The following is a 26,449-nucleotide window of genomic DNA, read 5'->3' on the forward strand; positions in this document are numbered from 1 at the left end:
GCGTCGCCGAGACCAGAGTTGCCCACCCCACCCCTCCCGAACCCGCCCCTCCCCCTCTTTTCCCCCGCAAGCGTGACGATCTGTCGACAAACCCCCCATCCCCCACCTTTCCCCCACCCGCACCCCCCATCCCCTCCACCCCCCAGTCCCCCCAAGCGCCAAAACGTTCCTGCCCCTTTTCAGCCATTTTCCGGTCACCACCGGAAACCGACGACACAGGGAGCGCGACGGGACACACAAAAGGTGGGGCCGGCTCCCGATCGCATCGAGACCCGACCCCACCTGCATGCTCACTACCTACCGCGGAGCCTGTGGGATTTGAACCCACGGTGACATCGCTGCCACGACGGCCTTCAAAACCGCTCGGCCATACAGACTCGCCCCGCTTCCTTCCCACGAAGTGCCTGGCCCTTCCTCTCAAGAAGACGACGCCCCGACCACAGGTCGCCCACACGCATGAACCAACGCCCTCCCGCTCCGAGCAACAACCCCGCAGGCGCGGGGAGCAGGTGCTGATCGGCATCAACTGGTACCGGTCGATGGGAACAGCCCCGCGGGCGCGGGGAGCAGCTGGACCGGCTGGGCGTCGCGCACCTCGAAGTGGGAACAGCCCCGCGGGTGCGGGGAGCAGCCTCATCAGAGGTGCTGACCGGGATGACGTGCGGGAACAGCCCCGCGGGCGCGGGGAGCAGTCAACTTCGAGGATCCCGCCAGGCTCGGCGCCGGGAACAGCCCCGCGGGCGCGGGGAGCAGCGCATGAACGGCTGCGCGCGGGTGCCCGGATGGGGAACAGCCCCGCGGGCGCGGGGAGCAGTCCACGGCGGCCTGCGCGCGGGCCAGCTCCCGGGGAACAGCCCCGCGGGCGCGGGGAGCAGCTTCAGCGGCAGTTGCAGGGCATCACGGCGGCGGGAACAGCCCCCGCGGGCGCGGGGAGCAGAACGTCCGGTTGGAGTCCTCGTGATGACCTCGGGGAACAGCCCCGCGGGCGCGGGGAGCAGTACCGGATCCACGACTATCTCGATTACCAGAAGGGAACAGCCCCGCGGGCGCGGGGAGCAGCCGTGCCCGGAACAGCCCTGCGGGCGCGGGGAGCAGTACCGCAACGGCAGCGGCCCCGACGCGGCCGTGGGAACAGCCCCGCGGGCGCGGGGAGCAGGCCGGTCTCCGGATCGACGCTGCGGTCTGACAGGGAACAGCCCCGCGGGCGCGGGGAGCAGACGGGTCCACATTGAGGACGGGCACGGACCGCGGGAACAGCCCCGCGGGCGCGGGGAGCAGGCGCGCTCGCGACCCGGTCCGCGCTGACGAACGGGAACAGCCCCGCGGGCGCGGGGAGCAGGACGCGATCGACACCGTGACCGACAACTCGCAGGGAACAGCCCCGCGGGCGCGGGGAGCAGGAGGGCCCGCCGGGCGTGTACCGCCCGCGCCGGGGAACAGCCCCGCGGGCGCGGGGAGCAGGAGGCCGCCGAGACGGCACCGGACGCCGGACAGGGAACAGCCCCGCGGGCGCGGGGAGCAGAGTAAATGACCTGAGGCTTTACTGGGTCCGGCGGCCGATTTTACTCACTTGATGAGATTCGGACATACCTTCCTTATCGCAATAGTCTGCCAACGTGCAGGCTAGAGGTACGGCTCCACAACATCCTGAGCATCCATCGCCGCCCTGGGGCCACGAACGGCCAAGGGGATGCAAGGACGGAAGGCCGCGCACCACGCTCAGGTGCTGGCGTTCTTGTCACGGCGGGCTGGCGGAAGCAGGAGGTGGACCAGTACGCGGCCGGTTGCTCAACCCGCAGGTAGGCGGTGCCCCCGCCAACAGCCGTGACGGCACCACCCACCTCCACCAGCGTCATCAGGCCCGACATCGGACTCAGACCCCCACCTGGGCCGGGAAGGCCGCCGGGGCGACGGCGGCGGCGCGGAAGGCGATCCCGTGCCGCTGCTGCCCGTTGAACGTGCTCTCCCACGGCCGGGCCACCAGTCCCGGCAGCGCGACCGGCGCGCCGAGGGCCAGCCCCTCGCCCACACCGCTCTGCGGGATGGTCACCTTGAGCAGCGAGGACTCCCCGTCCCCGATGTGGACCACGCCGACCGTCATCAGCGGCTCACCGCTGTTCGCGTCGGTGGCGATCTCCCCGGTCTGCCGGTCCTTGATCCTCGCCTCCGGAGCTTCGGTCAGCAGGATCGTTGCCGCCGATGTCTCCACACGGATGGAACGCAACGCTTTCCCTTCACTCATGACAGCTAGTCGTCTAGACAAGTGTCGTCTAGTGCACCCGAAGAACCGGGCACGAGAACCACTGTGCCGCACAATCTGGCTACTCGTCTATATGAGTTTGCCGAGAAGGCGTACGAGTCAAGGGAGTTGGGCCGTCCCTGCCCGTGTCGCGACACCGTCCGCCCAGGTCACGTGGCCGGAAGCTGGTACGCCAGCACGTACGCGTCCGCCGCCATCACCGTGTCGCAGACCTCCACGGCACGCCCTTCGGTGTCGAACGCCGTGCGGACCAGATGGATCACCGGCACGCCGGACGCGAGCTGGAGCGTCTTCACCTCAGTCGGCGCGGGCATGCGGGCGCGGATCTCCTCCTCGAAGTGGTCGAGGCGGTGGCCCAGTTCTTCGAGGCGGGCGTAGATGCCACCAGGACCGGGGTCCGGCCCGGCGATGGGAGTCCCACGGGCCAGGCCCAACGGGAGGTACGACGTCGCGAACTCGACCGGGCGGCCGTCGAGGAGATAGCGGCGGCGCCGGGCCAGTACGCGACGGGGGCCACCGAGCCGGGTGGCGATGTCCTGACTCGGCCGTTCCTCCTTGATCTCCAGGCTATCCACGGTGGGGTGACTGCCCGCACCGTCAGCCTCCACGATGAACGCCGACTTGCCCTGCTCGCGGTGCCGGCGGGCGAAGCGGTCAGAGGCGAGGCGCCGCACGGGCGGGCGGGGCCGTACGAAGACGCCCTTGCCGTGCTCGGAGACCACCAGGCCCTCGCCCTGGAGGACGGACAGCGAGTTCCGTACGGTCATCCGCGAGACGCCGTAGTGCTCGACCAACTCCGTCTCGGAGGGCAGCTTGTCGCCCTCGCCGAACTTGCCCCTGTCGATCGCTTCGCGCAACTGGTCGGCGATCTGGCGGAACACCGCGCGGTCGCTCGTCGGGTCCAGCGCCCCCAGGACGCCGGAGGGAAGAACGGGCATGCGTACTCCTTTGGATATCTAGACGAGTGGCCGACCTTTGTTGCTACGGTGGGCAGCCTAGCCACCCGAGAGGATGAGGCACGTGGCAATCGAGCGCCCGCACTCCGTGAGCGTCGCCGGGGTCATCGTCGATGACGCCGGTCGCGCCTTGCTGATCAGGCGGCGCGACAACGGTCACTGGGAACCGCCCGGCGGAGTCCTTGAGGCGGGGGAGACCATCCCCGACGCGCTCCAGCGCGAAGTCCTGGAGGAGACCGGCGTCAAGATCGCTGTGCCCGCCACCCTGACGGGTGTCTACAAGAACATGACCGGACTCATCGTCTCGCTCGTCTTCCGCTGCGAGGCGATCGACGGCGAGCCCTCCACCGGCACCGAGACCAGCGCCCTGCGCTGGGTCACCCGGGAAGAAGTCTCCGAACTCGCGGACGAGGCGTACGCGATCCGCGTGCTCGACGCCCTGGACGCGATGTCTCCGCCGGCCGTGCGCGCGCACGACGGCGTCAAACTCGTCTAGCTCAAACCGTTCGCACCTGGCCGCCCACCAGCAGAAAGTAACTTGTATACACGAGTATATGAGTAGGCCGCGAGTCTGGGGACTGACGTGCCCAGGTTCACTCGAAGAAGTTGGCCGCGTACGCCGCGGGACCCGCGATGTCCTGCGCGATTCCCCTTACGCGGACGACGCGGCGCTCATCGTCACCGAGCTGAGTGCGAACGCCGTGCTCCACACCGCCAGCGGGAGCACGGGGGCGTTCCACGTCAGCCTCGCCGTCTCCCCCGCCGTCGTCTCCATCTCGGTGACCGACTCCGGGGGCACGAAAAGCGCACCGACCGTCGAACACCCCGACGCCGAGGACACCCACGGCCGCGGACTGGCCATGGTCACCGCCCTCGCCCACCACGTCGAGACCCGCGGCGACCAGCACGGCCACACCGTGACCGCCCACCTCACGCAGCCCAAGGACGCCTAATGACCCCCGGCCGACCGTCGACGGCGGCACCCGCTGCCCACAGCCTGTGGACGATCGCCCGCATCCAGAACACCTTGAGCAACGAAGTCCTGATCCGCCGCTTCCTCCTGGACCTCACCCACGCCCCCGAGCACGAAGTGATGAACGTCTTCACGGCCTGGCAGAAGGTCGCCGCGGCGATCGAGCAGCACTCGCCCGAAGCGCCGGCCTTACCCGCATCCGGCCGACCGGCCGCGGAAGGACGGTGACCCATGAACGGAGCAACGACGAAACGCACGAGCGCGGGGTCCGGCGCAACGAGCCGGGGCGACGGACAGCCGACGTGGACCATCACCACGACCATCGGCTACACCGCGACCGGCTACCTGCCCGCGTCGGCGAGAGACGACCCGAGCGCGAGCGACGTACCGCCCCAGCGGTTCACCATCGAACTGGCCGACATCACCCATCACCAGGCGTTCTCGGGCCAGCTCATGACGGTCTCCGTCACCGACGCCCCCGGCACAGAGACCGGCGCGGGGAGCACACGTGCGGCTGATACCCCGGCACGAACAGACCGGGAACAGCCCCGCGGGCGCGGGGAGCACGGTCTCCAGCCCACCCGCGAGACGCGCCGGGAGGGAACAGCCCCGCGGGCGCGGGAGCAGTCGGGAAGCCAGACCAGTTCGATGACCGTGGGGGGAACAGCCCCGCGGGCGCGGGGAGCAGGAGTTGAGCGCCGTTTTCACCCGCGTCACGTCGGGAACAGCCCCGCGGGCGCGGGGAGCACCTCCGCCAGCGACACCGCCAGCTCCTCGAGGAGGGAACAGCCCCGCGGGCGCGGGGAGCACCACCGGACGACCTCGGCGGTATAGCGCTCTTCGGGAACAGCCCCGCGGGCGCGGGGAGCACTCGCCGCGGGATACGTACATGCCGCGGCGCAAGGGAACAGCCCCGCGGGCGCGGGGAGCACAACGCCCGTCACGTCGCCCTGGCCTTGGCCTCGGGAACAGCCCCGCGGGCGCGGGGAGCACCTGGCGCTGGAGTTGAAGGTCGTTGCCGTGGAGGGAACAGCCCCGCGGGCGCGGGGAGCACCAAGATCCCGACGGGTGGCGCTGGAACGGCTGGGGAACAGCCCCGCGGGCGCGGGGAGCACAGCCACGATTGCAGGGCCATGTATTCCAGGGCGGGAACAGCCCCGCGGGCGCGGGGAGCACAGCTTAGCTTCGTCTGACCTGGTAAAACGATGGGGAACAGCCCCGCGGGCGCGGGGAGCACATGTCGACGGCGGACTTGTCGCGCTCTGCGTTGGGAACAGCCCCGCGGGCGCGGGGAGCACGGCGACAGAAGCATGTCCCGCACTACTGTGACGGGAACAGCCCCGCGGGCGCGGGGAGCACTACCTGCACGGCCTGCTCCGCACGATGGTCGTGGGAACAGCCCCGCGGGCGCGGGGAGCACGCGCAGATGCACACCTTCGCCGTGCACCCGCCGGGAACAGCCCCGCGGGCGCGGGGAGCACTCCATGGGGGATCTATGTGCGCACGCATCGTCGGGAACAGCCCCGCGGGCGCGGGGAGCACTGCGGCCGGGACCGCGAAGCCGCGATGAAGCAGGGAACAGCCCCGCGGGCGCGGGGAGCACAGTGTTTGGCCTGGTGTTTTGGAACGGCCAGCACCGGATTTTACTTAAGTTGAGAGATTCGGACATATCGCCTCGATGTCCCCGTCGCTCGCGCGCCGCGCACGGCGCGCCGCGCACGGCGCGGCGCGGGTTCCGCGCCACCGCATCGCGCACCCCTCAGCTTCCGCCGCCGAAGCGGCGGCGCTTCGCTGCCTTGCTCCAACCGGTGGTGGGTGGGGAGGCGGAGGAGCGGGAGGAGTCGGAGCGGCGGCCGGGGTGGGGGCGGTGGATGAGAGTGAGGCCCTCGTGGTCGACCGGGTGCCAGGCGTGGTCGTGGGTCTTGAAGGTGTAGCCCTGCTCGGTGTCGGTTTGGTAGGCGAGGAGGGCACGGCCCTGGTTGGCGTATTGGCGGACCTCGGCCCAGAGGACGTCGCGAAGACGGGCGGACGGGGTGCCGAGGAAGACGCCCGGGGAGATCTCCAGGAGCCAGCGGGTCAGGAAGCCACGGAGACCGGCCGGGCAGTTGGTGAGGATGATGACGGTCACGGGGATGCCCTCACCAAACGATCTCGGAGTCGTAGTTGCGGCCGCTCTCGACTTCGACGCCGTGGTCGGACTGGAGACTTACGCGGTCGCCTGCCGCGGTGTCCGAATCCTCCCGCACGGCGTCGTAGCCCAGCAGGTCTTTGATGTCCTGTACGCAACGCTCCAGCAGCCGCGTTCTGTTGACCCGGTCCCGGACGGCCCGCCGCGTTCGGGACGCCACGTCTTCCGGTCCTTCCGCCGCCGCGTCGAAGGCCGCGGGAATGCCCACCGAGGTCTTGTAGAGGTCGGCGATATCGAGGACGAAGGAGCGTTCGTGACCCGAGTGCACGAACCCGAGGCCCGGCGAGCAGCCGAGGGCGGCGACGACGGCGTGCGCGATGCCGTACATGCACTGAGCCGCAGCGGTGACACCCTGGTTGGGCGGGTCACCAGCCGCGAAGTCGTCCCGGTTGTACTCACGGCGGCGCCACGGAACGCCGGTGCGTTCGGATTCGGCGCGGTAGCACTGGCGCAGGCGGCGCCCCTCCATGCCGAGGAGTTCCTGGCGCGTCTTGCCCGCCGGGTCTTCGTCGGGGAACCGCAGACGGTACATCGCACGGGCGACGTCCAGCCGTCGCCGCGGATTCGCCCACGCGAGAGCCTGGGCCTCGACCAGTCCGGAGGAGCGGGTCAGAGCGCGCCCGCCCGCGTAAAAGCGGACGCCGTGCTCCCCGACCCAGACGACGCCCGCCCCGCAGTCGCCGAGGACGCTCATCGCCTGGTGGGTGATACGCGTGCCGGGACCGAGCAGCAGCGTGCCGATCGTGGCGGACGGTATGTGTGTCACGCCGTCGGCGCTCTCGGCCGTGATGGCGTTGTCGTCACGGTGGACGACGCACCGTTCCAGGTAGATGAAGGACAACCGGTCCCCGATACGGGTGAGTTCGCGCGGCGTGGCGGCGCCGCGCCTGCCGAGCGTGCTCATCGGTCAGCCCACCGGAGCAAGGGTCATCAACCCGCACCCGTACGCCTTCGCCTTGCCCAGACCCTGGGTGAGGGTGCGGCGCAGCGCGTCCGGGTCGGTCACCGTGAGCCGGCCGTCGTACGTGATCGAGGTGAGGGAGACGGTGCGGCGCTCGGCTGCTTTTGCGAACCGCAGGTCCCGCTTGTCCCGGAGGACGAGCTGGAGTTCGTCGCCGTACTCCAACAGCCTTGTCTCGGGCGGCTTTTCGACGACGGCGAAGCCCGCTGGGGCCTGCCGCTCCAGCAGCCACGCCTTCTGATGGCGGGCGGTGAGGTGCGCGGTGCGCTTGCGTTGCTCGTCGTCCGTGCGACGGATGGAGTGCACGGGGTTGGCGGTGAGCCGGAAGGTCCACGTACTCCCGACGGACAGCCGGGCGAGGAAGGCCCCGTAGTCGTACGTCTGCCAGCCCGGTGTGTCCGAGGCGGCGGGCCAGCCGGCCTGTTCCACCAGATGTGTCAGGTCAGGACGGGTGGGGCTGACGACGAACAGCACCACTTCGGCGGCCGAGTTGCGGTCGACGCGCCAGAGCACACGCGGCCCTGAGCCGTCTCGCACGGGCAGTTCGGGGAACGCCATCGCGACGGCGGCGTGCATCCGGTGCGGCGAACCGAGCAATGCGCGGCCGTCACGGCGGGCGGTGTTGAGGCGAAACCGGGTCATAAACATCACACGGCTCCCAGGCTCGACGTCGGATCGTGAACAGAGGCGCGCTCGACAGACGGGTTCGGAACACAGTCCGCCACCACACCGCGCAGCCCGTAACGCCGGTGCCGCGGGTCGAAGCTGACCGGCGCGTCACGGAAGCTCTGGTCGGGGGACGTGCCGGGCGGGCAGTCGAGCAGCAGCGCAAGCTCGCGCGGCGTGCCGTGACGATGCCGGTACCAGCCCGATGCCTGCCAGGGCACCTCTCCCAGCGCCGTCACAATGTCCGCGTCGTCGCACACACCCAGGTCGAGCGGCTGGGACGGTGGGCACGAGCGGCGTCCCAGATACGGCAGCCACACCGGTGCCCGTACGGCCGCGTTCAAGCGCCCGATCAGCGCGGGTTCCCCCTCGACCGCCGCCACGAATACGGCGTCGGCCAGGTAGAAGCGCTCCGACAACGGCATCGCCTTGTCCGTGTCGAAGTGGTGGGCGGTCTGGAAGTCCCTGATACGCGTGCCGGGTTGATCGACGCGGACGCCGTAGCGCAGCTCCGTCAGATCGCTGAGGTCGGCATCGCGTTCCCTGCCCTCGGCAGCGGCCAGCAAGCCGAGTACGCCGCTCTTGGTGGGGGCGTTCTCGGTGGTGCGGCGGGCGAATCGCGCGGCTGAGCCCCATGCCTGCAATGGACCGGCCAGGCGCAGCAGGAGCACGCTCACGCGCCGGACTCCCGCCCTGCGGAATCCGCCGTGCCATGGATCAACCGCTCAGCCACCGACTCGCCGATCGACGAAACCAGTTCGGGAATGCTGATGCTCTCGCCAAGGGCGGCGAGCGGCCCGGTTCCCTCGCCCACCCGCACAAGCCAGGTTCCTTCGTCGCCCGCGATACCGTACGCCGCTTCCAACTCCGGTACGTGAGCGGCCAGTCGGCGGCACGCCTCCTCGACGAAGCCGTCCTCGCGGCGCTTCGGGGCGACGGCTCGCTCGAAGGCCGCCACAAAGCTGACGGGCCGCTTCGAACGGAGTTTGACGAGGACGACGCTCGGCAGCGTGTGATTGCCGAAGGTGTTGACCTTGCCGCTGGGCAGAGACGTGATGAAGCCCTCCAGAAACGCCTCGACGGCGCGACGGGTCGGAGCCGCCGCGTGCTCTTCCTCGCGCAGTCCCGCGCCCAGGTTGGCATGCAGGCGGTCGACATCCAGAGCCGCATACCGGTAGAGCGTCGCGGAGTTGAAGTCGATGACGCCGATCATGCCCGCGCCGGGTTCCGCGCCGGTGTTCCGGTCGTCCACGGCCGTGTAGTAGTCCGATTCGTTGTCGACGGCATGCACGCTCAGGGCGTGGGCGACCTGGGTGGCCGCCTCGACGTTGAGTCCGGCATCGTCGGCGACCATTCGGCCGAAGAGTGCGATGTCGACCGAGTGGCGGGTGTCCACCAGGTGCTTGGCGAGAGCCTTGTTGTCCTTGTTCTTGAAGAAGCCCTTGAGGACGGCGACATCGCCCTTGCCTTCGCTGCCCTTGAGGGCGAGTTCCGCGAGCGCGTCGAGCTGGCGGGCGCTGAGGAACATCAAGTACGACGCTTCCGGCGCTGGTTCGGGCTCGCCCTCCTTGGCCTTGCGCTTGGGCGGATCGATCTTCGAACCGGTGGCGGTACGCAGCGTCTCGGCGGCCAGCGCGAGCGCGGCCGTACGGTCAAGGGCCGGCTCGTGCGCGAGGATCCGCTCCGCGACCGCTTCAGCGACCTTCTTGGTTCGCACGCCCAATTCTGCAGGGTCAACGAGGTCGTCGAACGCCTTTCGCGTGGCCCGCTTCCAGGCCTGGCTGGAGACCCGGGCCCGACGGACACCTCCGTAGACCGCGGTCTTGGGCGATCCGGTGTCGTCGCGGTTGATGTTGCTGGGCGGAACGGTCTGAAGACCAGCGGTAGAGCTGATCGGCCAGGAGCGCGTAGTCGAGCGGAATGGAGTTCTTCCGAAGCAGCAGGACGATCTCCCGCAGGCGCTGGGCGAGGACATCGAGGGTGGTGGCGGTGCCGACCCGCACGAACCGTCGGCGGATCACCTCGTCGATCTCCGGTTCGGACGGCACAGGGACCGGTGATGCCGGGGCCGGACCGCCCACTGTCCTGACGGCCGCGGGCACCATCAGCAGGCGCACGGACCGGCCGAGCCCGTAACCGGGGACGTGTGTGTCGGTGTCGCGGTGGGACTGCTGGTGCAGGGCCCACAAGGTGACGGCCATGTTCAGCGCCTCGTCCGCTCGCTCCTCGTCCGGCCGTTGTACGGTGCCGGTCGCGGATTCGGCGATGACGAGAGCGAGTTCCTCCGTGCCGGTCAGTCCCCAGAGGTCCTGTACGTCGTAGGCGGGACGGCCGACGCCGCGCCGCAGCCTGGCCACGGTCGCGACCGCGGCCGGCCGGTCGTTTCGGTAGCCGCCTTGGAGCCTGCGGATGCAGCGGTCGGTCGCTGTGCCAATGAGGTCGTATCCGCGGGCGCCGGACGGGTTGGGGACGGTTGTGGTCATCACGCGGGCTCCGTTGCTGCGTCTGCTGCGTCTTGTGTGCCGGCCGCGTAGTGAGCGACGAGCACTGTTTCCTCACCGGACTCCGCACCGCCCGAGCCGATCGCGGCGCCGGTGGGCGCGACAGACGGACTCGGCGCCAACGGCAGGACTTTCCTCAGGTTCACCAGGAACCACAGTTCGGCCTGTGCGTCATTCAGCCAGCGTCGGCCATTGCCGTCCGGCAGGTCCACGTACCGTCCCTCGGCCGCCGCCGGCCCCGCGTCGTTGAGGAGTTCTCGCCCCAGGGCGCGGATCGTCGTACCGACCGTCCGCTGCCACTGACCGCGGTACTCCTCAGGGTCGGAGATGTTCCGCAGGCCGCTGAGCCACGCCCGGTACGGGCTGTCCAGCGCGGCGAAGCCGAGGTCACGGGCTGTGGCCGTGGCCGGTCCCAGGTCGGAACCGGCTGCCTGGGCGAGGTTGCCCGCGAGGTGGCCCAGCGCCCTCACCGCGTCATCGGCGTCGGCGACGGCAGCGACTGCGACTTTCCCGTAGAGGGGTCGCTCCGCGTGAAGCGCGACGACCGGGAGCAGGATCTCGTCGTCCGTGATCTCGTCGATGACCGACTGCTGTGTGCCGTACTTGGCCCCGACGATCCGGGTGCGCAGCAGGCCGAGTCGCGGCAGATACTCCTCGTACGTGAGCCGGGCAAGCCACTGGACGACTCCGGGCGGCAGAGTGCGCTCTGCTCTCTGCCGCTGCTCGGCGCCTTCCCTCCCCCGGCCCTTGTCACCGAGAAGAGCGGCGAGACCGCGCCACGCCGCGCGGCTCGGGTCGTGCTGGCTCGGCATGAAGACTTGAGGCTCGCCCCACTTCTTCGCCTGAGTCGGACTGTCGCGCCAGGCGGTCATGGGTTCGCGCCGATGCCGGTTGCGCACGGCGAAGGGGTCGCCGTAGCAGAGGACGACACCCGTCACCTCGCCGTCGCCGTGGTGCAGACGGATGCGTCGGCTCTGCCAGGTGTAGAGGTCACGAGGGCCGGACGGGCGGGGGTCGTCGGGGTCCGCCGCGATCGGCTGCGGGCCGAGGGGAGGTCGGCGCCATACGGGCCTGTCGTCCGTGTGGACCTGGAGGAAGTCGTTGTCCGCAGAGATCAGATTGAGCAGCAGGGTTTCCTTGAGGGTGTCGCCTTCGGCGAAGACGCCGCCGAGGTTCCCGGCCCAACCGACGTCCAGCGCACCTGACGGGTAGCCCTTGCCGCCTTTCGCCCTCGGATCGTCAACGGCTCCCGACTTGATCCCAGACGTGTCGAAAGCGTGAGTGTGCACGAGCCAGCGCGCCGCCTCGGCGAATCCGAGCCGATCGGGACCGGGTTGACGCATGCTGAAGAAGGGATCGCCGTTGGGAACGTCGGCGACGATTCTGCTCAGTGGACCGATGTCGTTCTTCTCCGTGTGCAGACCGGCGACTTGGAGGAACGGCTGCTGAGGATGGAGCAGATCGAATCGGTCGCGATACCGGTCGAGATACTCCGGTACCGCGGTGAAGGGCTCGTCGGACTCCCACAGTTCACCCCAGTCCTCGATCTCTCGCGGGCCGTCCACGGCGTCGTGCAGGACGGCGAGCAGTAGTCGAATCAGGGCGAACTCCTGCGTCGGTACGTCGCCGACGATCCGCCGCAGCCCGGCAGCCTCTGCGAAGACGTCGCGCAGGGACATCTCGTCCGTCGTCCCGTCCAGTCGCTGCACGGGAATCCAGGGCCGGGACACCAGGTCGAATGAGGGCACTCCGTCTACCACCCTTACGTCGTGGGCACCTTCCGGCACCACGAGAAGCCCGTCGGACGGGCTGTAGCGGACCTCGGCACCGACCAGCCGGGCTCGGCGGTCCTCGTCGAGGACCAGGAACAACTCCCCTGCCAACCAAGGGCTTTCCTTCACCTGCCAGGCCGCAGGACAGAATTTCTCCAACTCGCGGATCGTCCGGTCGATCACCCAGGATTTGGAGAAGTGCCAGGGGAGGTTCAGCGCACTCGCGGCGGCGGCGCGGGCCGCTCTCCCCTGCGGTACGGCGTGCTCGGGCAGGTCGAGTCCGCCCGTTGCCTTGTCCAGCCACGGCAATGTGGTCAGCGTTCCGTCGCTTCGCCTCTGGATCACGAGGACTTCGAGCGTGTCGTCGGTGTCGCGTACCTGGGCGCGTCCTGCCGCGGTGTCGTCGGCGTCGCCGACTCCGGCGTCGGTCCAGCCGATGATCGGTCGACCCGCGCGGCGTACGGGACCGAGCCGGAATGCCTCGGCCCGGTCGGACTTCTCGGCCAGGAGCGCGCGGTAGGCGACTCTGGCCTGGTCCATCTTTGCGGCCCAACTGTCCGGGCCGAGCGGATCATCGCCATACGCCGCCTGTACGAGTGGGCTGATGTCCTCGGGCAGACGTAAGGGGCGCCCTTCCACGTGCGGCCGGAGGACGGCAAGCGAGCGCAGCAGCAGGTGTTCTCCGTCGTAGACCTTGACCGAGCCGCGGGCGATCTCCGGCGGATCCTGTGCCCAGTCGGCTATGCCGGTGATCAGGCAGCGCGCGTCCCGGAGGCGAGGGGGGCGCGGTCGGTCGTGCCGGTGGAGCCGACCCATCCGCTGCAATATCAGGTCGACCGGGGCAAGGTCGGTGACCAAGAGATCGAAGTCGAGGTCGAGGGACTGCTCGACAACCTGGGTCGCCACGACGATGTGCGCGCCTTCGGGGCGTCTGCTCCTGGGGCCGAAGCGGTCGAGCAGCTCAACATCTTTGCGGGCCCGGTCGGCAGCGACGAAGCGCGAGTGGGCGACCGTGACCCGCTCCTCACCGAAGCGCTCCCGCAGCCGCCCCGCCGCTTCCTGCGCGCGGTTGACGGTGTTACGTACCACCAGTGCGCAACCGCCTTGGCTGAGTTCGTCCTCCAAGCGGTCGACCAGGATGGTCACGTCGTCGTCGAGCGGCTGAACATGGACGTCGGTGCGGCGGCCGGACGCGGCGGGAGGCTGCCGGACCACGGTGGGGCCGCCGGGCGAGACGGCGGTCAGCAGTGGATACGTCCCGGCGGACGCTGCGGCGGACGTGTCGCCGGACCGGTCGGCCTCGGACACCGGGTGACCTGCGTACGCTTCGGCGAGCGCCCGGCGGCGGCCGGCGGGCAGGGTCGCCGACAGCAGCACGACCGGAACCCGGTATGCGGCCAGCCATTCCAGCACACGTTCCAGGTACGTGCTCATGTAGGCGTCATAGGCGTGGACTTCGTCGATCACGACGACCTTGCCCGCCAATGCGAGGTGGCGCAGGGCCAAGTGGCGACTCTTCAACGAGCCGAACAACACCTGGTCGATCGTCCCCACCGCGAAGGACGCGAGCAGCCCCTTCTTCCGTCCACGTAGCCACTGGTGGGCCTGGAGTCCGGAAGGACGACGTCGTTGCCGGGCGTTGGGGCCGTCGAACTCGTCCCCGCCGTCGAGATCGACCGCCGCGACCGTGCGGGCACTGCGGCTGGCGAGGCCCGCCCAGGTGTCGTTGAGCGCGGACTTGGCATGGGCGAGAAAGACGGACTGCGGCCCGTCGGACGGCAGTCGGCCGATCCAGTCGATCAGCCGGGCGAACATCGCGTCGCCGGTCGCCCGCGTGGGCAATGCGATCATGCAACCGCCCGCCCCGGTGCGCGCGGCCAAAATTTCTGCCGCCGCGAGAGCCGCCTCCGTCTTGCCCTCACCCATGGGTGCTTCGATGATCAACAGGCCGTGCGGGTCCATTTCCCGCGCGATGCCGACCGCCTGTTCCTGCACGGGGCGGACGGACGCGCCCTGCGGTAGGTCGAAGCGCGCGGCGAACAAGTCGGCTGCTGTACCCGCCGGTTCGTCCGGCTCCCAGGGGCCGGGAAGGTCGAGGCCCAGCCAGGCCGCCTCCAACCGTTCCGACTGCGACCGCCGCGTCCCCTCCGCCGTGATGTACGGAAACAGGTCTGCCGAACTGGCGAGCCAGTCCGCGAGAATCACGATCGCGGTCAGCGTGACCTGGACCGGCTGGGAGAGCTTCACCGACTTCCACGCGCTGAAGTCGTCCTCACGGATGCCCGCCACCTCCGCGCAGGCGGCCATCAGCTCGAACTGCACGGCCTTCCAGCGCGATTCGTTCTTCCCCCGCGTACGTATCAGCTCAGGATGCAGCGCGAGATCGTGAAGGCGCTGGTGCCCTGGCGGCACACCATGGTGGCCGCCGATCACCACGGCGAACTGTCCGCTGACCCGGTTGGACCACCCGTGCCTCTCATTGAGCCACTCACTCAACAAGAGCTGACCGGCCAGCCCGTGGGGGCCCAACTTGCGGTCCTCCCTGAGCCGTTCGAACGACGGCATGTCGAGACCGTGGTCCCGCATGACCTGCGCGAGCGGATCGACCTGGCACGCGAAGGCCGGCGTGGCCTTCCCGATGTCATGCACCCCGGCCAGCCACCCCACCAACCGCCGCCCGTCCTCCACCCCTCCGGGCAGCGCCTCCCCCACCAGCGCCTTCACATTCCCCGGCAGCCACGCATCCCACAACCGGCAGGCCACAGCCCCGCTGTCCGCCATGTGCCGCCACAACGGCAGCCACCCTTCGGTGTCCCGATCATGCTTCCCCCACGCGCTCCGCGCCGCGACAGAGAGGGAGAAGGCAGACCTCAGGAGTGCTATTCGAGGCTGAGCCATTGGCATATTCGACACCGTCGATCCACGTCCGACAACACCATTGCGCAAGTTGACCAATAGTGATCACCGGTGCCAACGATTCTTCACCCACGGCTGTCCGATGGTAGATGTTTGATCGAACCCGTTACTTGCCGTGTGTGCGGTGAGTCGAAGCTACTCACCGCACACACAAGGTGTCCTTAGAACCGCACCGGCGACCAGGATGATCGGTATGCTCGCGGCATTACCAGGATGACCTGGATCACGAACACGAACACGAACACGAGCACCGCGACGCGAAGCCACGCCCCGACGGGCAGGGAGGCACCGCCTCCCGTAACCACCAGTGTGACAAGACCACTTGGCACATCCACCGGCTGGACAGTGCGGGGCGGCCTGCTTTGTCGACGGTTTGCTAACATACAGTTCTTCCTTTCTGCAGGTGCTACTTCAGGGGGAAGGACATGACCGGGCTCGTGCCTCCGCTGGAACGGATCGCACACATGGGCCCGGTCATTTTTTTGACGAAGAGCATGCTCTTCTGGAGCACGCCTCTCGCTCTCGCCTCGCCAACGGTGTTGTGCTGACGGGTCGTTGGACGCGTAGCAGCAATGACGAGCCGCACGCGCACACCGCACGCATTTGAAGGTGGCACTCACTGCCTTTTACGCCTTTTACACAGGGAGGTCCGCCTTGTTCTACCTGTACCTGGTTAATTGACCTCAGCGAACCCTGATTGCTCGGCATAGATCTACTGAAACCGCGTGCCGCCTGCACGCCTCCCAGGGCACGGATCCCGGCACGGACCCAGGTAGGGGCCAACGCCGAGGGTCTAACCAACAGGGACGCGAGTCTTGACCCGACCTCCTGTCGCACGCTGCCGGTGCGCGAGATGCAGACCTACGGAGCAACCCTCATAAGACCGACGCCGAGTAGAGCGTCGAGCGTCGACAGGCTGAGGCGCCGCCCAGTTGCCGCCATCAAGTCCGACAAGCCAAGTTTGCGCCGCACAGCGGAAGTTCTCGATGCAGACCGACCCGGCTGAATAACCCCACGTGTGTGGGGAGCACTACAAGAGGTTCGCCGTGATCGGCCTGCACCTGGGTTCAGCCCCGCGCGCGGGGAGCACACGTCCATCGTAAGCGGGAACAGCCCCGCGCGGGCGGGGAGCAGGGAGGGAGCGCGGTGGGGCAGGCGCCCGAGGAGGGAACAGCCCCGCGCGGGCGGGGAGCAGCTCAAGAGCGTGCTGGAGACGGCACTGATCCAGGGAACAGCCCCGCGCGGGCGGGGAGCAGTTGCCGCCGTAGCGCCATCCGACCTGGGCGTAGGGAACAGCCCCGCGCGGGGCTGGGAGCAGCAATCGCAGATGATGTGCTGTCCACGCGACAGGGGAACAGCCCCGCGCGGGCGGGGAGCAGCGCGCACCGCTGGGTCCGGGAGCCGTACGCCGAGGGAACAGCCCCGCGCGGGCGGGGAGCAGACGAGAGTGCCGTCGTGCGCCGTTACGCGGGTGGGAACAGCCCCGCGCGGGCGGGGAGCAGGCCTCGGTGAAGGGCCGCGAACGCACCACAGCGGGAACAGCCCCGCGCGGGCGGGGAGCAGGGAGCCCCCGGATGCCCTCCCCTGAGGGCGGCGGGAACAGCCCCGCGCGGGCGGGGAGCAGCTTGGGAATTTCCGCCACCTCCATGAATGCCCGGGAACAGCCCCGCGCGGGCGGGGAGCAGCCGTCACGTTTCGAGGCTTCGGCGTGAGGCTTGGGAACAGCCCCGCGCGGGCGGGGAGCAGGTTCCGTAGCCCCTCTATGTCGGCGACCGGCGGGGAACAGCCCCGCGCGGGCGGGGAGCAGGTCGAGGGCAGGGCGGACAGGCCGGACCCGACGGGAACAGCCCCGCGCGGGCGGGGAGCAGCCGACGTGAGTCAGCAGCTCGGCGCTACGTCGGGGAACAGCCCCGCGCGGGCGGGGAGCAGGGCATCGAGACGTCGGCGCTGCGCAGGGAGCTGGGAACAGCCCCGCGCGGGCGGGGAGCAGCGCGCTCACCACCGCACGTCCAGGCTACGTCGGGGAACAGCCCCGCGCGGGCGGGGAGCAGGTCGCCCTTGACTTCCCTGAGTCGGGCGAGCAGGGAACAGCCCCGCGCGGGCGGGGAGCAGCTCGCCGTCTGCCTCGCGGCCGGCCTGCACCCGGGAACAGCCCCGCGCGGGCGGGGAGCAGTCGACCGGATCGCGGTCCGCTGGCGACACCGCGGGAACAGCCCCGCGCGGGCGGGGAGCAGGACGGCCTGACCATCTGCAAGGGCGCGCCCGCGGGAACAGCCCCGCGCGGGCGGGGAGCAGCGGTTTGCCCTGTTCCTCGCCCTTCCAGGATGGGGAACAGCCCCGCGCGGGCGGGGAGCAGGGCTGGGTGCCGAGGCGGTCGATGAGGAGGCCGGGAACAGCCCCGCGCGGGCGGGGAGCAGACGCTCCAGCCGGGAGCGCGGGTTGCATTCCTGGGAACAGCCCCGCGCGGGCGGGGAGCAGGCGATCACGGCGCGCTCGGTGACGGACAGGCTGGGAACAGCCCCGCGCGGGCGGGGAGCAGAGTGAATGACCTGGGGCTTTATTCGGTTCGACGGCCAATTTTACTCACCTGCCGAGATTCGGACATATATTCCTTATTGCAATAATCCGCCAATACTCAGGCACTTCGCCACCAGGCCAAGACTTGCCCGCTCTTCGACACAGCAACGTGCAGGCGGGGAGCGAGCCCCACGACATCCTTAGCATCCATTGGCCACCCAGGGACCATGGACGGCCGAGAGGACGCAAGGAAGGAGAGCCCCGCATCGCCCTCAGGTGCCGGCGTTGTTGTCGCGGCGGGCCGGGGGGAGGAGGAGATCACGGGCGGGGTGGGCTTCGCCGGTGACATTGCCCGAGACTCCGAGGTCCACGCGGGCGGCCTCGTGGAACGCGTTGATGGCGCGGAAGGTGGCGCGGTTGCGGTCGCGCCAGGCTTCCAGGGTGTCCGGGGTCTTGCCGGTGGCCTGCCAGTCGACTGCGAGGGCAGCGGCGTTGAGGTCGTGGGCGGCCTCAACGACGTCGTCACCGCCCAGAAGCATGATGCGTTCGAAGGCGCGGCCCCGGGAACGGGAAGCGGCGGCCACGTCGGCGAGCATCTCGAAGCGTTCTTCGGCTGCCTCTACTACGCCTCGACACAACCCTCCGAAGCCGCAGCACTCGGCGACACAGGGTGCCTCCTCCCCGACGAGGAGGACGAGGATGCCTGGGGCGAACTCGTCCTCTCCGAGTCACGGCCCGAAGTCGGATCGGGCTGGACCGACGACGGGCAGCCGTACGAGAAGCGCGGACTCAAGCGCCGTGCACGCAAGGCGACCAGATCGGTGCCGATTCCGCCGGTCCTCGTCCGCATGTTCCGCGAGCACATCAGGACGTACGGCACCGCTCCGGACGGCCGGCTCTTCCGCGCTGTCGGCGGCGGGCGCGTACGTTCCACCGAGTACACCGAGATGTGGCAGGCGGCGCGGGGAAAGGTGGCGGGCGTCGACCCGGTGGAGGCCGCACGGCGGGCCGGGCACAGCGCCGCCGTGCTCTTCCGCTTCTACGCGAGAAGATCCTTCGCGGCGTGCAGGACCGGGCCAACGAGCTGATCATCCAAGCACTCGCTGACCAGACGGGATAGCGGAGCGTAGTCCGCAGAAGGGGTCGCGAAACCTGACCACAGGTTGACCACACGCACTGGTCATCGGTGGGATTCGGTGGCACGCGAGCGGGACACACAAAAGGTGGGGCCGGCTCCCGATCGCATCGAGACCCGACCCCACCTGCATGTTCACTACCTACCGCGGAGGCTGTGGGATTTGAACCCACGGTGACATCGCTGCCACGACGGTTTTCAAGACCGTTCCCTTAGGCCGCTCGGGCAAGCCTCCTGGCGCGGGGCGCGGGGACAGCTTAGTGGGTGGGGGCTAGTTGCTGTCGCCGGTGCGCTGGCCGAGGGTGACGGTGGTGGTGTGGGAGGTGCCGTTGCGGGTGTAGGTGATGGTGGCCTTGTCGCCGGGGGAGTGCTGCCAGATCTCGCCGATGAGGGTCTGGCCGCTGTCGATGAGGGTGTCGTCGAAGCGGGTGATGACGTCACCGGGCTTGAGGCCGGCGTTGGCGCCGGGGCCGCCGGAGGTGATGGCGGTATTGGAGTCGGTGGAGATCTTGGCGCCGTCGCCCTGGTACTGGGTGTCGAGGCTGACGCCGATCACCGGGTAGACGGGCTGGCCGGTCTTGATGAGCTGGTCGGCGACGCGCTTGGCCTGGTTGATGGGGATGGCGAAGCCGAGGCCGACGCTGCCGCCCTGGGTGCCGGGGTCGCTGTTGCCCGCGGGCTGGATGGCGGAGTTGATGCCGATGACGGCGCCGTTGGCGTTGAGGAGGGGGCCGCCGGAGTTGCCGGGGTTGATCGAGGCGTCGGTCTGGATCGCGCTCATGTAGGAGGCGCTGCTGCCCTGGCCGTCGCTGGAGGCGACGGGGCGGTGGACGGCGCTGACGATGCCGGTGGTGACCGTGCCGGAGAGGCCGAAGGGAGCGCCGATGGCGATGGTGGCGTCGCCGACCTGCGCCTGGTCGGAGTTGCCGAGCGGCAGCGGGGTGAGCTTGACGCCGCTGGCGTTCTTCAGCTTGATGACGGCCACGTCGTACCCCTGGGCGCGGCCGATGACGGCCGCGTCGTACGTCTTGCCGTTGGAGAAGGTGACGGTGAGCTTGCCGCCGCTGGCCGCCGGGGCGACCACGTGGTTGTTGGTGAGGATGTGGCCCTCGGTGTCGTAGACGAAACCGGTGCCGGTGCCGCTCTCCTGGCTGCCGCTGGCCTTGATGGTGACGACGCTCGGCAGCGCCTTGTTGGCGATGCCCGCCACCGAGGTCGGGGCGCGGTTGAACGCCTTCTGGCTGCCGGAGTCGGAGACGGTGGTCGAGGAGGTGGAGCTCGACTTGTCGTTGTGGTCGGCGATCGCGTAGCCGACGCCTCCGCCGACGCCGCCCGCGACCAGCGCGGCCACCAGGACGGCGGCGACCATGCCGCCGATGCCGCCGCGGCGCTTGCGGCCGTCGTTCGGCGGCGGGGGAACGTGCGTGCCCCAGGCCGGCGGCAGACCGCCGGGGCCGCCGGGCTGGCCGGTACCGGGCGCGTTCGCCGCGCCGTAGGGGGACGACGGCGCGGCGAACGGGTCGTGCGGCCCGCCACCGTGGCCGGACCCGCCGTGGCCCGCCCCGCCGTGGCCCGCCCCCGCGCCCTGCTCCGTACCCGACGTACCCGACGCACCGAACGCGCCCGGCCCCGCGGGCGGCTGCTCCGCCGCGAACACCGCGGCAGGCGGCGTCCCGTACGGCGAAGGCGGCCCACTCGGCGGACCGTAGGGCGACGGCGAAGGCGCGGGCGAAGGCGCGGGCGAAGGCGCGGGCGCGGGCGAAGAGGAAGAAGAAGAGGAGGAGGACGGCGACGAGTACGGGTCGGCCGGGGCCCGGTACGGATCCGCGGGCGGCACCGGAGCCGCGTCCCGTACCTCCGGCAGGATCTCCGTACGCGACTCGCCGTCCGCGGACGCCGGGGGAGCGGCGGGCGCGGGCGGGGCGGCCGGAGGGGCCGTCGGAGGAGCGGGCGGCGGGGCGAGCGGCGGAGCGGCAGGAGGTACGGGGGCCTGGGCCGCCGAGGCACCGTCGGGCGCGGGCGCTGCCGACTCCGCAGCCGAGCCGGAGCCGGCTTCGTTCTCGGTGCTCACAGCGATTCTCCTCAGGGTCGGGACAGGTTCTGAACAGGATTCCGAACCGGGTGCGGAACAAGGTGGTGGGCCGAACACAGCATTTCCCACGGCGTGTCGGACCGCCGTAAGCGGTAGCTGTGCATCTTCGCGTACCCGTCGTACGGCCGTGTTACCGGGCCGCCGGGGAGACGGTGGCACCATGACACGGTGACTTACGCGCGCGCGGTCCCGGAGGCGTTTCCGGAGGGGCGACCTGTCCAGGTCGTCGCCCATAGAGGCGCCTCCGCGGACGTACCAGAACATACGCTCGCCGCGTACCGGAAAGCCATCGAGGACGGGGCCGACGCCCTGGACTGCGACGTTCGGCTGACCTCGGACGGCGAGCTGGTGTGTGTCCACGACCGGCGGGTGGACCGTACGTCGAACGGCCGGGGCGCCGTCTCCTCCCTCGCCCTGGCCGACCTCGCCGCGCTGGACTTCGGCTCGTGGAAGGACGGCCGCGGCGGACCCGGCGGCGCCGGAAGCCGGGACCGTCACCCAGGAGACGCCCGTGCGAAAGACGCGCATATAAGAGGTGCCCGCGCGGGACGCGTAAAAGAAGAGGACGAAAACGCCGTGCGCGAACGCAGCGGCGTCCTCACGCTGCGCCGCCTGCTGGAACTGGTCGCGGACACCGACCGCCGCCTGGAGGTGGCGATCGAGACGAAGCACCCGACGCGGTGGTCGGGCCAGGTCGAGCGGCGGCTGCTCGACCTGTTGCGGCACTTCGGCATGGACCGCCCGGCGCGCGGGGAGCCCGCCCAGGTGCGGGTGATGAGCTTCTCGCCGGGGGCGCTGCGCCGGGTACGGCTGGCCGCGCCGGCGGTCCCCACCGTCTTCCTGGTGCGCCACGCGCTCCCCCGGCGCTGGAGCGGGTGGCTGCCGGCGGGCGTCGGGATCGCGGGGCCGAGCATGCGGATCGTGCGCGCCGATCCGGGATACGTGGCGCGTTTGCGCCAGGCGGGGCACCGCGTCCACGTCTGGACGGTGGACGAACCCGCCGATGTCGAGTTGTGCGTACGGCTCGGGGTGGATTCCATCATCACCAACCGCCCGAGTGCGGTTCTGTCCCAACTGGGTCGTTGAAGTTCACAGATGTCCGCAGGCCACAGCAGGAGTCAACACAGAGCAGCCGACATCACCAGGCGACAGCCGTCACAGGGCGTACCCCGGCGCGTTCGTATCGTGTTCGGGCTGCAATTGTGCGTCGTGAATGTGTACGGAGTACGTCAATAGATCGCGGTTGGCTTGTTTCCGGCCGAGTCGCAGAGGGCATCCATCCCGTGGCGCAAGGGCGTGAAGGAGGTCTCGGGGGTGTCGTTGATGGTGGCGCAGGAGGTGCCTACGTCCTCGACCATGGCCCTGCCCCATGGTCCGACCGGCGTCGCGGTGGCGCGCCGGAAACTGCGGAACGAATTGTGCGCGCAGGACGTGCCGGAGCCGGTGATCGACGACGCCGTCCTCATCCTGTCGGAGCTGCTGAGCAACTCCTTCCGGCACGCGCGTCCTTTGGAGACGCACGAGGCCGGGGGCGGCGGTGACGCCGGTGGCGCACGGTCCGCCCGGGACACTCCCCGTACGGTGAACGACGACTGGACGGCCGGCGGCCGTCACGACAGCCCACGGACGGACAGCGGCCGTACGGGCAGCGGCCGTACGGACGGCGGCCGTACCGACAGCGACCGCGCCGACTGCGGCGAGTGCGGGATACGCGCCGCGTGGGCGATAGGCACGGACGGACTCCTCGCGGTCGAGGTGACCGACGGCGGCGGCCCCACCAGGCCACGCCCCTCCACCCCCTCCCTGAGCGCGCACGGCGGCCGGGGCCTCGGCATCGTCGGGAGCCTGTCGCTGCGCTGGGGCGTGCGCGACGACGCGCCCGGCGAGGTGACGGTCTGGGCGGTCCTTCCGGTACGCGCCCGGCACGCGCGCCGCGACGACCCGGTGATCGCGGGCGGTACGGGCGGCACGCGCGGCCAGCGGGCCGGACTCGGCGGAATCGGCGGTACGGGCATCAGTCCGATCGTCGGTGCGGGCGGCGGCCTGCCGATGGGCATGTCGATGGACCTGGCCGAATCGATCGAAGCGTTCGACGCGCTCGGGTCGCTGAACACGGCTTTCGGCGCGGTCGACGAACGCGGCTGAGGTCGCGGGTCCAGGCGTAGGGCGGCGCGCCGGGCCGCACAGAGCCGGGCCGGGCCGCGCGGGGCACAGCACGCAGGGCGCCCCGGTAATCTCCCCCGCCCCCTCCGCACGCCTCGCCGTGGTCCGGCGGCGACCGCGCCGGGCGCTAGGCTCACGGCCGGAACACCGCCGTTACGGGAGAGACCGAGCCATGGCCAAGAAGCGCGCGACCGCGACGAAGACGAAGGTCCCGACGAGCGGAGAGGTCCCGGTGGTCGGCGCGCGCGAGCCCTGCCCCTGCGGCTCGGGCCGCCGGTACAAGGCGTGTCACGGCCGCGAGGCGTCGCACGCGGTGACCGAGCTGGTGCGCCGCCCGTTCGAGGGGCTGCCCGGCGAGTGCGACTGGGTCGCCCTGCGCGAGCTGGTCCCGGCGGCGACCGCCCCGCTCACCCTCAAGGACGCGCTGCCCGACGGCGTTCCTTCGGTGACGCTCGGCACCGTGCTGCCGATGGCGTGGCCCGGACTGCGCCGCGACACCGGGGCCGTCCTGCTCGGCCTCCAGAACGAGGCGGCGTCCGGTGACGTCAGCCGCGACCTCGCCGACACGCTGCTGCGCGCGCTCACCGCGGCGCCCGGCAATCCGGTGGACGGCCGCCGCCCGCCGCAGGACGGGCCGCGCCTCCAGGACGTGCTGGACCTCGACGCGCCCTTCACGCCCGAGGTGCACAGCGGCTTCGAGTTCTGGCTGGAGGACGCCGACGCGGCGACCGGCGAGGTGGCCGCGTCGCTGGAGCGGGCCAACCAGGCGGCGATCCCGACCGTACGGCTGACCGGCGTGGACGCCGCGTACTGGTGCGAGACGCCGGAGAAGAACCACCTGCGGTGGGTCATGCCGCACCCCGAGGAGGAGTTGCTCGACGCGTTGGCCCGGCTGCACGCCGCCGGGGTGTCGTCGCTGGGTGACGGTACGCGGCTGGTCGGCTCCTTCCGCGCGCACGGGCTCGTGGTGCCGGTGTGGGACCTGCCGGTCGGCATGGGCGCCGACGAGGTGGAGAAGCCCGCCGCCGCCTTCAACGAGCGTCTGGCCGAGACGCTTGCCAAGTCCGGCCCCCTCACCGCCGACGAGCGGCGCGCCCGCAGCGGCTTCACCAACCGCCAGATCACCCTGAGCTGACGCCGACCACCTCCGCCTCGCGGCGAGCCATTCCACGGCCTCCAGCCGTACGGGTGGCGCACGCCACCCCGGCCGAAGCGCTCCCGCACCTCACCACCCGCCCCGGCGGGGCAGTCCGCTCGCCCCCGGACCACCCGCCGGTGGGGGCTGGCCGCGCAGTTCCCCGCGCCCCTCACGGGGCACACCCACTTTCGTCCAGGCGGACGGAGGGCCCGCTTTTCAGGGGCGCGGGGAACTGCGCCACCAGCCACGACGCTCCCGCACGTCACCAGCCGCCCCGGCGGGGCAGTCCGGTCGCCGCCGGACCACCCGCCGGTGGTGGGTTACCCGCGCCGTTCCCCGCGCCCCTGACAGGGCGCACCCACTTTCGCCCAGGCGGCGAACCGATCTTCTAAGGGGCGCGGGGAACTGCGCCACCAGCCACGACGCTCCCGCACCTCACCACCCGCCCCGGCGGGGCAGATCGGGAGGTCCGCGGACCACCGGTCGGCGGGGGCGGGGGCGGCACGGAGGGGGAGGCCGTGATTCCGGTCACAACTCCCGTTGAATCGCGGCTAATCGGCGCCCCGTCGGCGTCGGGGAATTTGCTAACGGACGAAGTCTTGTTACCGTTTGGTCAGCCCGGTCGCTGGTGCATCCCCCGTCGCCAGCGACCGGGCGTTTCCATGCCCGCGGTGCGCCGGACGGCGCTTTTCGCCATGCGAGGGAGACGACGGCGACGCTTTTCGTCGTACCGGTCGGTAGCGGTTCAGGTGCCTTCGGCGGGCGGCGGAAGCATTCCGTAACCGTCCACGGACGTGGTCCTGGCGTGCGGGGCCCCGAGGCCCGCGTGGCCGGAGTGGCCGCCGTGGCCCGGGTGTTCCGAGGGGCCGTCCGTGGCGGCGGCCAGCGGCAGGACGACGGCCAGGGCGGCGACGCTCGCGAGGGCCACCATGCGCAGCCCCGACACATGGTCCTGCGCGACCTGCTGAACGGCCTGCGAATGCGGCTGCGGCTGCGGCTGTGACTTCGGCTCCACGGGCACGACCCCACCTGCGCTCGACGGTTGCGGTCCGCCGAACGTAGCGGGCGGACCGGGGACTTCGGAACGATCAGGCGCCGTTCAGCGCAGGGCCGGGGCCCTCGGCTACCCGAACGAGTGACAGAGCGCGCGGCGAACGACACCGCGCCCGCCCTGAACAGCGTTCAGAACAGGCGCGGTGTCAACGCGGCGCATCAATACGCGGATCAATAGGTGAGCCGGTCGCCGTCCGGCGCGGTCCGGCCCGCGCGGACGAGGGCGTCCACGAGGTCGCCGATCCGCGGCAGCCACGGCGCGGCGCCGCCGAGCCCGACCGGCGCGTCGGGCCCCGTCGCCTCGGCCACCGGGGGCCGCACCCAGCGGAGCTGCCCCGCGCTGCTGCTCGACGGCGGCAGCGCCACGTATCCGCCGTCGCCGTGGTAGCGCAGCGACGTCGGCACCCAGTCCTGGCTGTCGAGGAGTTCGCCCAGCTCGGCGAGCGAGTAGGGCGCGACGAGGATCACGTACCGGGTGGGGGTGGCGACCACCGGGCCGAGCCGTACGCCGAGGCGTTCGATCGCGTCGAGCGCCCGCGTGCCGGCCACCGCGGGCAGGCTCGCCGCGGACACCCGGTCGCCGGTCGCGAGGACCACCGGCGCGTCCGGCCTGCGCGTCCACCACCAGCGCACCATGCGCGGGTCACGGGTGGCGGCCAGGAGTCCCGGCTCGTGCGGATGGGCGCCGGGCACCGGGCAGTTGGGGCGGGCGCAGGCGCACGGCTGCGCACCGGTCGCCCGCCATGTGCCGCGTTTGTCGTATCCGACACCGGGCACCACACGCCATTGCCACTGCTCGGCATAGGTGAGCGCCGCGTCACGCAACGCGGTCCGCCCCTTTCGCGGCAGTGAGAGCTTGCGTCGCCTTCCGAGGATCTCGCGCATCAGCGCTCGTTCCTTTCCGTTAACGCCCAGGGATCTGCCCTTGCACACGTATCTGTCGAGCACGCCGTTCACGAGGCAGCGCATCACGCCGCCGGCCGAGCGTGGAACGTGGCGGTGGGTGGCGTGCGCATGGCGCTTGCTCACTTGCCCCGATCGCGAGCCACTAGTCGTGGATCCCGTTGGGCGCAGCTCCCGCTCGCCACTCGGGGTGGGGTCGGCTGTCAATTGCTTACGTACTACGACGCTTGAGCCGGACTCCGGGTTCCTACCCAT

At 70.5% G+C, this 26,449-nt stretch carries 19 protein-coding genes, 1 tRNA gene and 3 CRISPR repeat arrays; of the genes, 7 read left to right on the top strand and 13 right to left on the bottom strand.

All coding sequences use genetic code 11. From position 1 onward, the window contains the following. Positions 1-1,066: 1,066 nt before the first annotated feature. A CRISPR array of direct repeats spans positions 1,067-1,522; the repeat unit is 29 nt; unit sequence GGGAACAGCCCCGCGGGCGCGGGGAGCAG. A 351-nt stretch (positions 1,523-1,873) separates the two neighbouring features. Together ACIP4Z_RS05725 and ACIP4Z_RS05730 are read right to left on the bottom strand one after the other, a co-directional pair. Next, complete coding sequence (locus ACIP4Z_RS05725) at positions 1,874-2,224, bottom strand: hypothetical protein (RefSeq protein WP_401305344.1); 351 nt, start codon at positions 2,222-2,224, stop codon at positions 1,874-1,876. A gap of 185 nt (positions 2,225-2,409) precedes the next feature. Continuing rightward, a complete protein-coding gene (locus tag ACIP4Z_RS05730) occupies positions 2,410-3,198 on the bottom strand; it encodes a GntR family transcriptional regulator (protein WP_401305346.1) in 789 nt (262 codons plus the stop codon). A 106-nt stretch (positions 3,199-3,304) separates the two neighbouring features. Here ACIP4Z_RS05730 and ACIP4Z_RS05735 point away from each other — a divergent pair, with 106 nt between their 5' ends. Genes ACIP4Z_RS05735 through ACIP4Z_RS05745 form a run of 3 tightly spaced genes read left to right on the top strand, consistent with a single transcriptional unit; the run spans position 3,305 to position 4,417 of the window. Beyond that, a complete protein-coding gene (locus ACIP4Z_RS05735) occupies positions 3,305-3,712 on the top strand; it encodes an NUDIX hydrolase (protein ID WP_401305986.1) in 408 nt (135 codons plus the stop codon). A 46-nt stretch (positions 3,713-3,758) separates the two neighbouring features. Next, on the top strand, positions 3,759-4,169 hold the full coding sequence (locus ACIP4Z_RS05740) for an ATP-binding protein (protein ID WP_401305988.1): 411 nt from the start codon (positions 3,759-3,761) through the stop codon (positions 4,167-4,169). Beyond that, positions 4,169-4,417: a hypothetical protein gene (locus ACIP4Z_RS05745; protein ID WP_401305348.1), complete on the top strand. Its 249-nt coding sequence runs from the start codon at positions 4,169-4,171 to the stop codon at positions 4,415-4,417. The genes ACIP4Z_RS05740 and ACIP4Z_RS05745 overlap by 1 nt, the downstream gene beginning before the upstream one ends. 310 nt (positions 4,418-4,727) lie before the next feature. Next, positions 4,728-5,792: a CRISPR direct-repeat array (repeat unit 23 nt; unit sequence GGGAACAGCCCCGCGGGCGCGGG). A 156-nt stretch (positions 5,793-5,948) separates the two neighbouring features. Here the strand turns inward: ACIP4Z_RS05745 and cas2e are convergent. Genes cas2e through casA form a run of 7 tightly spaced genes read right to left on the bottom strand, consistent with a single transcriptional unit; the run spans position 5,949 to position 15,175 of the window. Continuing rightward, the gene (cas2e, locus tag ACIP4Z_RS05750; protein WP_391158967.1) at positions 5,949-6,317 is read right to left on the bottom strand and encodes a type I-E CRISPR-associated endoribonuclease Cas2e; all 369 of its coding nucleotides are present in this window, start codon (positions 6,315-6,317) and stop codon (positions 5,949-5,951) included. Positions 6,318-6,327: 10 nt separating this feature from the next. After that, complete coding sequence (gene cas1e / locus ACIP4Z_RS05755) at positions 6,328-7,281, bottom strand: type I-E CRISPR-associated endonuclease Cas1e (RefSeq protein WP_401305351.1); 954 nt, start codon at positions 7,279-7,281, stop codon at positions 6,328-6,330. A gap of 3 nt (positions 7,282-7,284) precedes the next feature. After that, the gene (cas6e, locus tag ACIP4Z_RS05760; protein ID WP_391158963.1) at positions 7,285-7,986 is read right to left on the bottom strand and encodes a type I-E CRISPR-associated protein Cas6/Cse3/CasE; all 702 of its coding nucleotides are present in this window, start codon (positions 7,984-7,986) and stop codon (positions 7,285-7,287) included. Continuing rightward, the gene (cas5e, locus tag ACIP4Z_RS05765; protein WP_401305353.1) at positions 7,986-8,681 is read right to left on the bottom strand and encodes a type I-E CRISPR-associated protein Cas5/CasD; all 696 of its coding nucleotides are present in this window, start codon (positions 8,679-8,681) and stop codon (positions 7,986-7,988) included. Before cas5e ends, cas6e begins: the two co-directional genes overlap by 1 nt. Beyond that, positions 8,678-9,856 (bottom strand): type I-E CRISPR-associated protein Cas7/Cse4/CasC, encoded by a 1,179-nt coding sequence (gene cas7e, locus ACIP4Z_RS05770; protein WP_401305989.1) that lies wholly within the window; start codon positions 9,854-9,856, stop codon positions 8,678-8,680. Before cas7e ends, cas5e begins: the two co-directional genes overlap by 4 nt. Next, positions 9,738-10,487, bottom strand: coding sequence for a type I-E CRISPR-associated protein Cse2/CasB (casB, locus tag ACIP4Z_RS05775; RefSeq protein ID WP_401305355.1), 750 nt, complete (start codon positions 10,485-10,487; stop codon positions 9,738-9,740). Before casB ends, cas7e begins: the two co-directional genes overlap by 119 nt. Next, a complete protein-coding gene (gene casA / locus ACIP4Z_RS05780) occupies positions 10,487-15,175 on the bottom strand; it encodes a type I-E CRISPR-associated protein Cse1/CasA (RefSeq protein WP_401305991.1) in 4,689 nt (1,562 codons plus the stop codon). The genes casB and casA overlap by 1 nt, the downstream gene beginning before the upstream one ends. 1,123 nt (positions 15,176-16,298) lie before the next feature. Then, a CRISPR array of direct repeats spans positions 16,299-17,732; the repeat unit is 29 nt; unit sequence GGGAACAGCCCCGCGCGGGCGGGGAGCAG. A 205-nt stretch (positions 17,733-17,937) separates the two neighbouring features. Here casA and ACIP4Z_RS05785 point away from each other — a divergent pair. Then, complete coding sequence (locus ACIP4Z_RS05785; protein WP_401305357.1) at positions 17,938-18,798, top strand: hypothetical protein; 861 nt, start codon at positions 17,938-17,940, stop codon at positions 18,796-18,798. A gap of 195 nt (positions 18,799-18,993) precedes the next feature. Here the strand turns inward: ACIP4Z_RS05785 and ACIP4Z_RS05790 are convergent. Together ACIP4Z_RS05790 and ACIP4Z_RS05795 are read right to left on the bottom strand one after the other, a co-directional pair. Next, positions 18,994-19,080 (bottom strand) — tRNA-Ser (locus ACIP4Z_RS05790). Positions 19,081-19,116: 36 nt separating this feature from the next. Continuing rightward, positions 19,117-20,916 (bottom strand): S1C family serine protease, encoded by a 1,800-nt coding sequence (locus ACIP4Z_RS05795; RefSeq protein ID WP_401305359.1) that lies wholly within the window; start codon positions 20,914-20,916, stop codon positions 19,117-19,119. 189 nt (positions 20,917-21,105) lie between these two features. On the opposite strand from ACIP4Z_RS05795, the gene ACIP4Z_RS05800 reads away from it, so the two are divergent. The 3 genes from ACIP4Z_RS05800 (at position 21,106) to ACIP4Z_RS05810 (ending at position 24,235) form a co-directional block, all read left to right on the top strand. Next, positions 21,106-22,023: a glycerophosphodiester phosphodiesterase family protein gene (locus ACIP4Z_RS05800; RefSeq protein WP_401305361.1), complete on the top strand. Its 918-nt coding sequence runs from the start codon at positions 21,106-21,108 to the stop codon at positions 22,021-22,023. Between the two features lie 228 nt (positions 22,024-22,251). After that, a complete protein-coding gene (locus ACIP4Z_RS05805) occupies positions 22,252-23,082 on the top strand; it encodes an ATP-binding protein (RefSeq protein ID WP_401305363.1) in 831 nt (276 codons plus the stop codon). Positions 23,083-23,272: 190 nt separating this feature from the next. Next, complete coding sequence (locus ACIP4Z_RS05810) at positions 23,273-24,235, top strand: DUF5926 family protein (protein ID WP_188281531.1); 963 nt, start codon at positions 23,273-23,275, stop codon at positions 24,233-24,235. 748 nt (positions 24,236-24,983) lie between these two features. Here ACIP4Z_RS05810 and ACIP4Z_RS05815 read toward each other — a convergent pair. Both ACIP4Z_RS05815 and ACIP4Z_RS05820 read right to left on the bottom strand, forming a co-directional pair. Next, positions 24,984-25,253: a hypothetical protein gene (locus ACIP4Z_RS05815; RefSeq protein ID WP_391042128.1), complete on the bottom strand. Its 270-nt coding sequence runs from the start codon at positions 25,251-25,253 to the stop codon at positions 24,984-24,986. Between the two features lie 209 nt (positions 25,254-25,462). Then, positions 25,463-26,176 carry a bifunctional DNA primase/polymerase gene (locus ACIP4Z_RS05820; RefSeq protein WP_401305366.1) on the bottom strand — a complete coding sequence of 238 codons (714 nt, stop codon included), beginning with the start codon at positions 26,174-26,176 and terminating at the stop codon, positions 25,463-25,465. Positions 26,177-26,449 lie beyond the last annotated feature (273 nt).

It is taken from the genome of Streptomyces sp. NPDC088910 (assembly GCF_044749865.1).
In the GTDB taxonomy this organism is placed as follows: Bacteria; Actinomycetota; Actinomycetes; order Streptomycetales; family Streptomycetaceae; genus Actinacidiphila.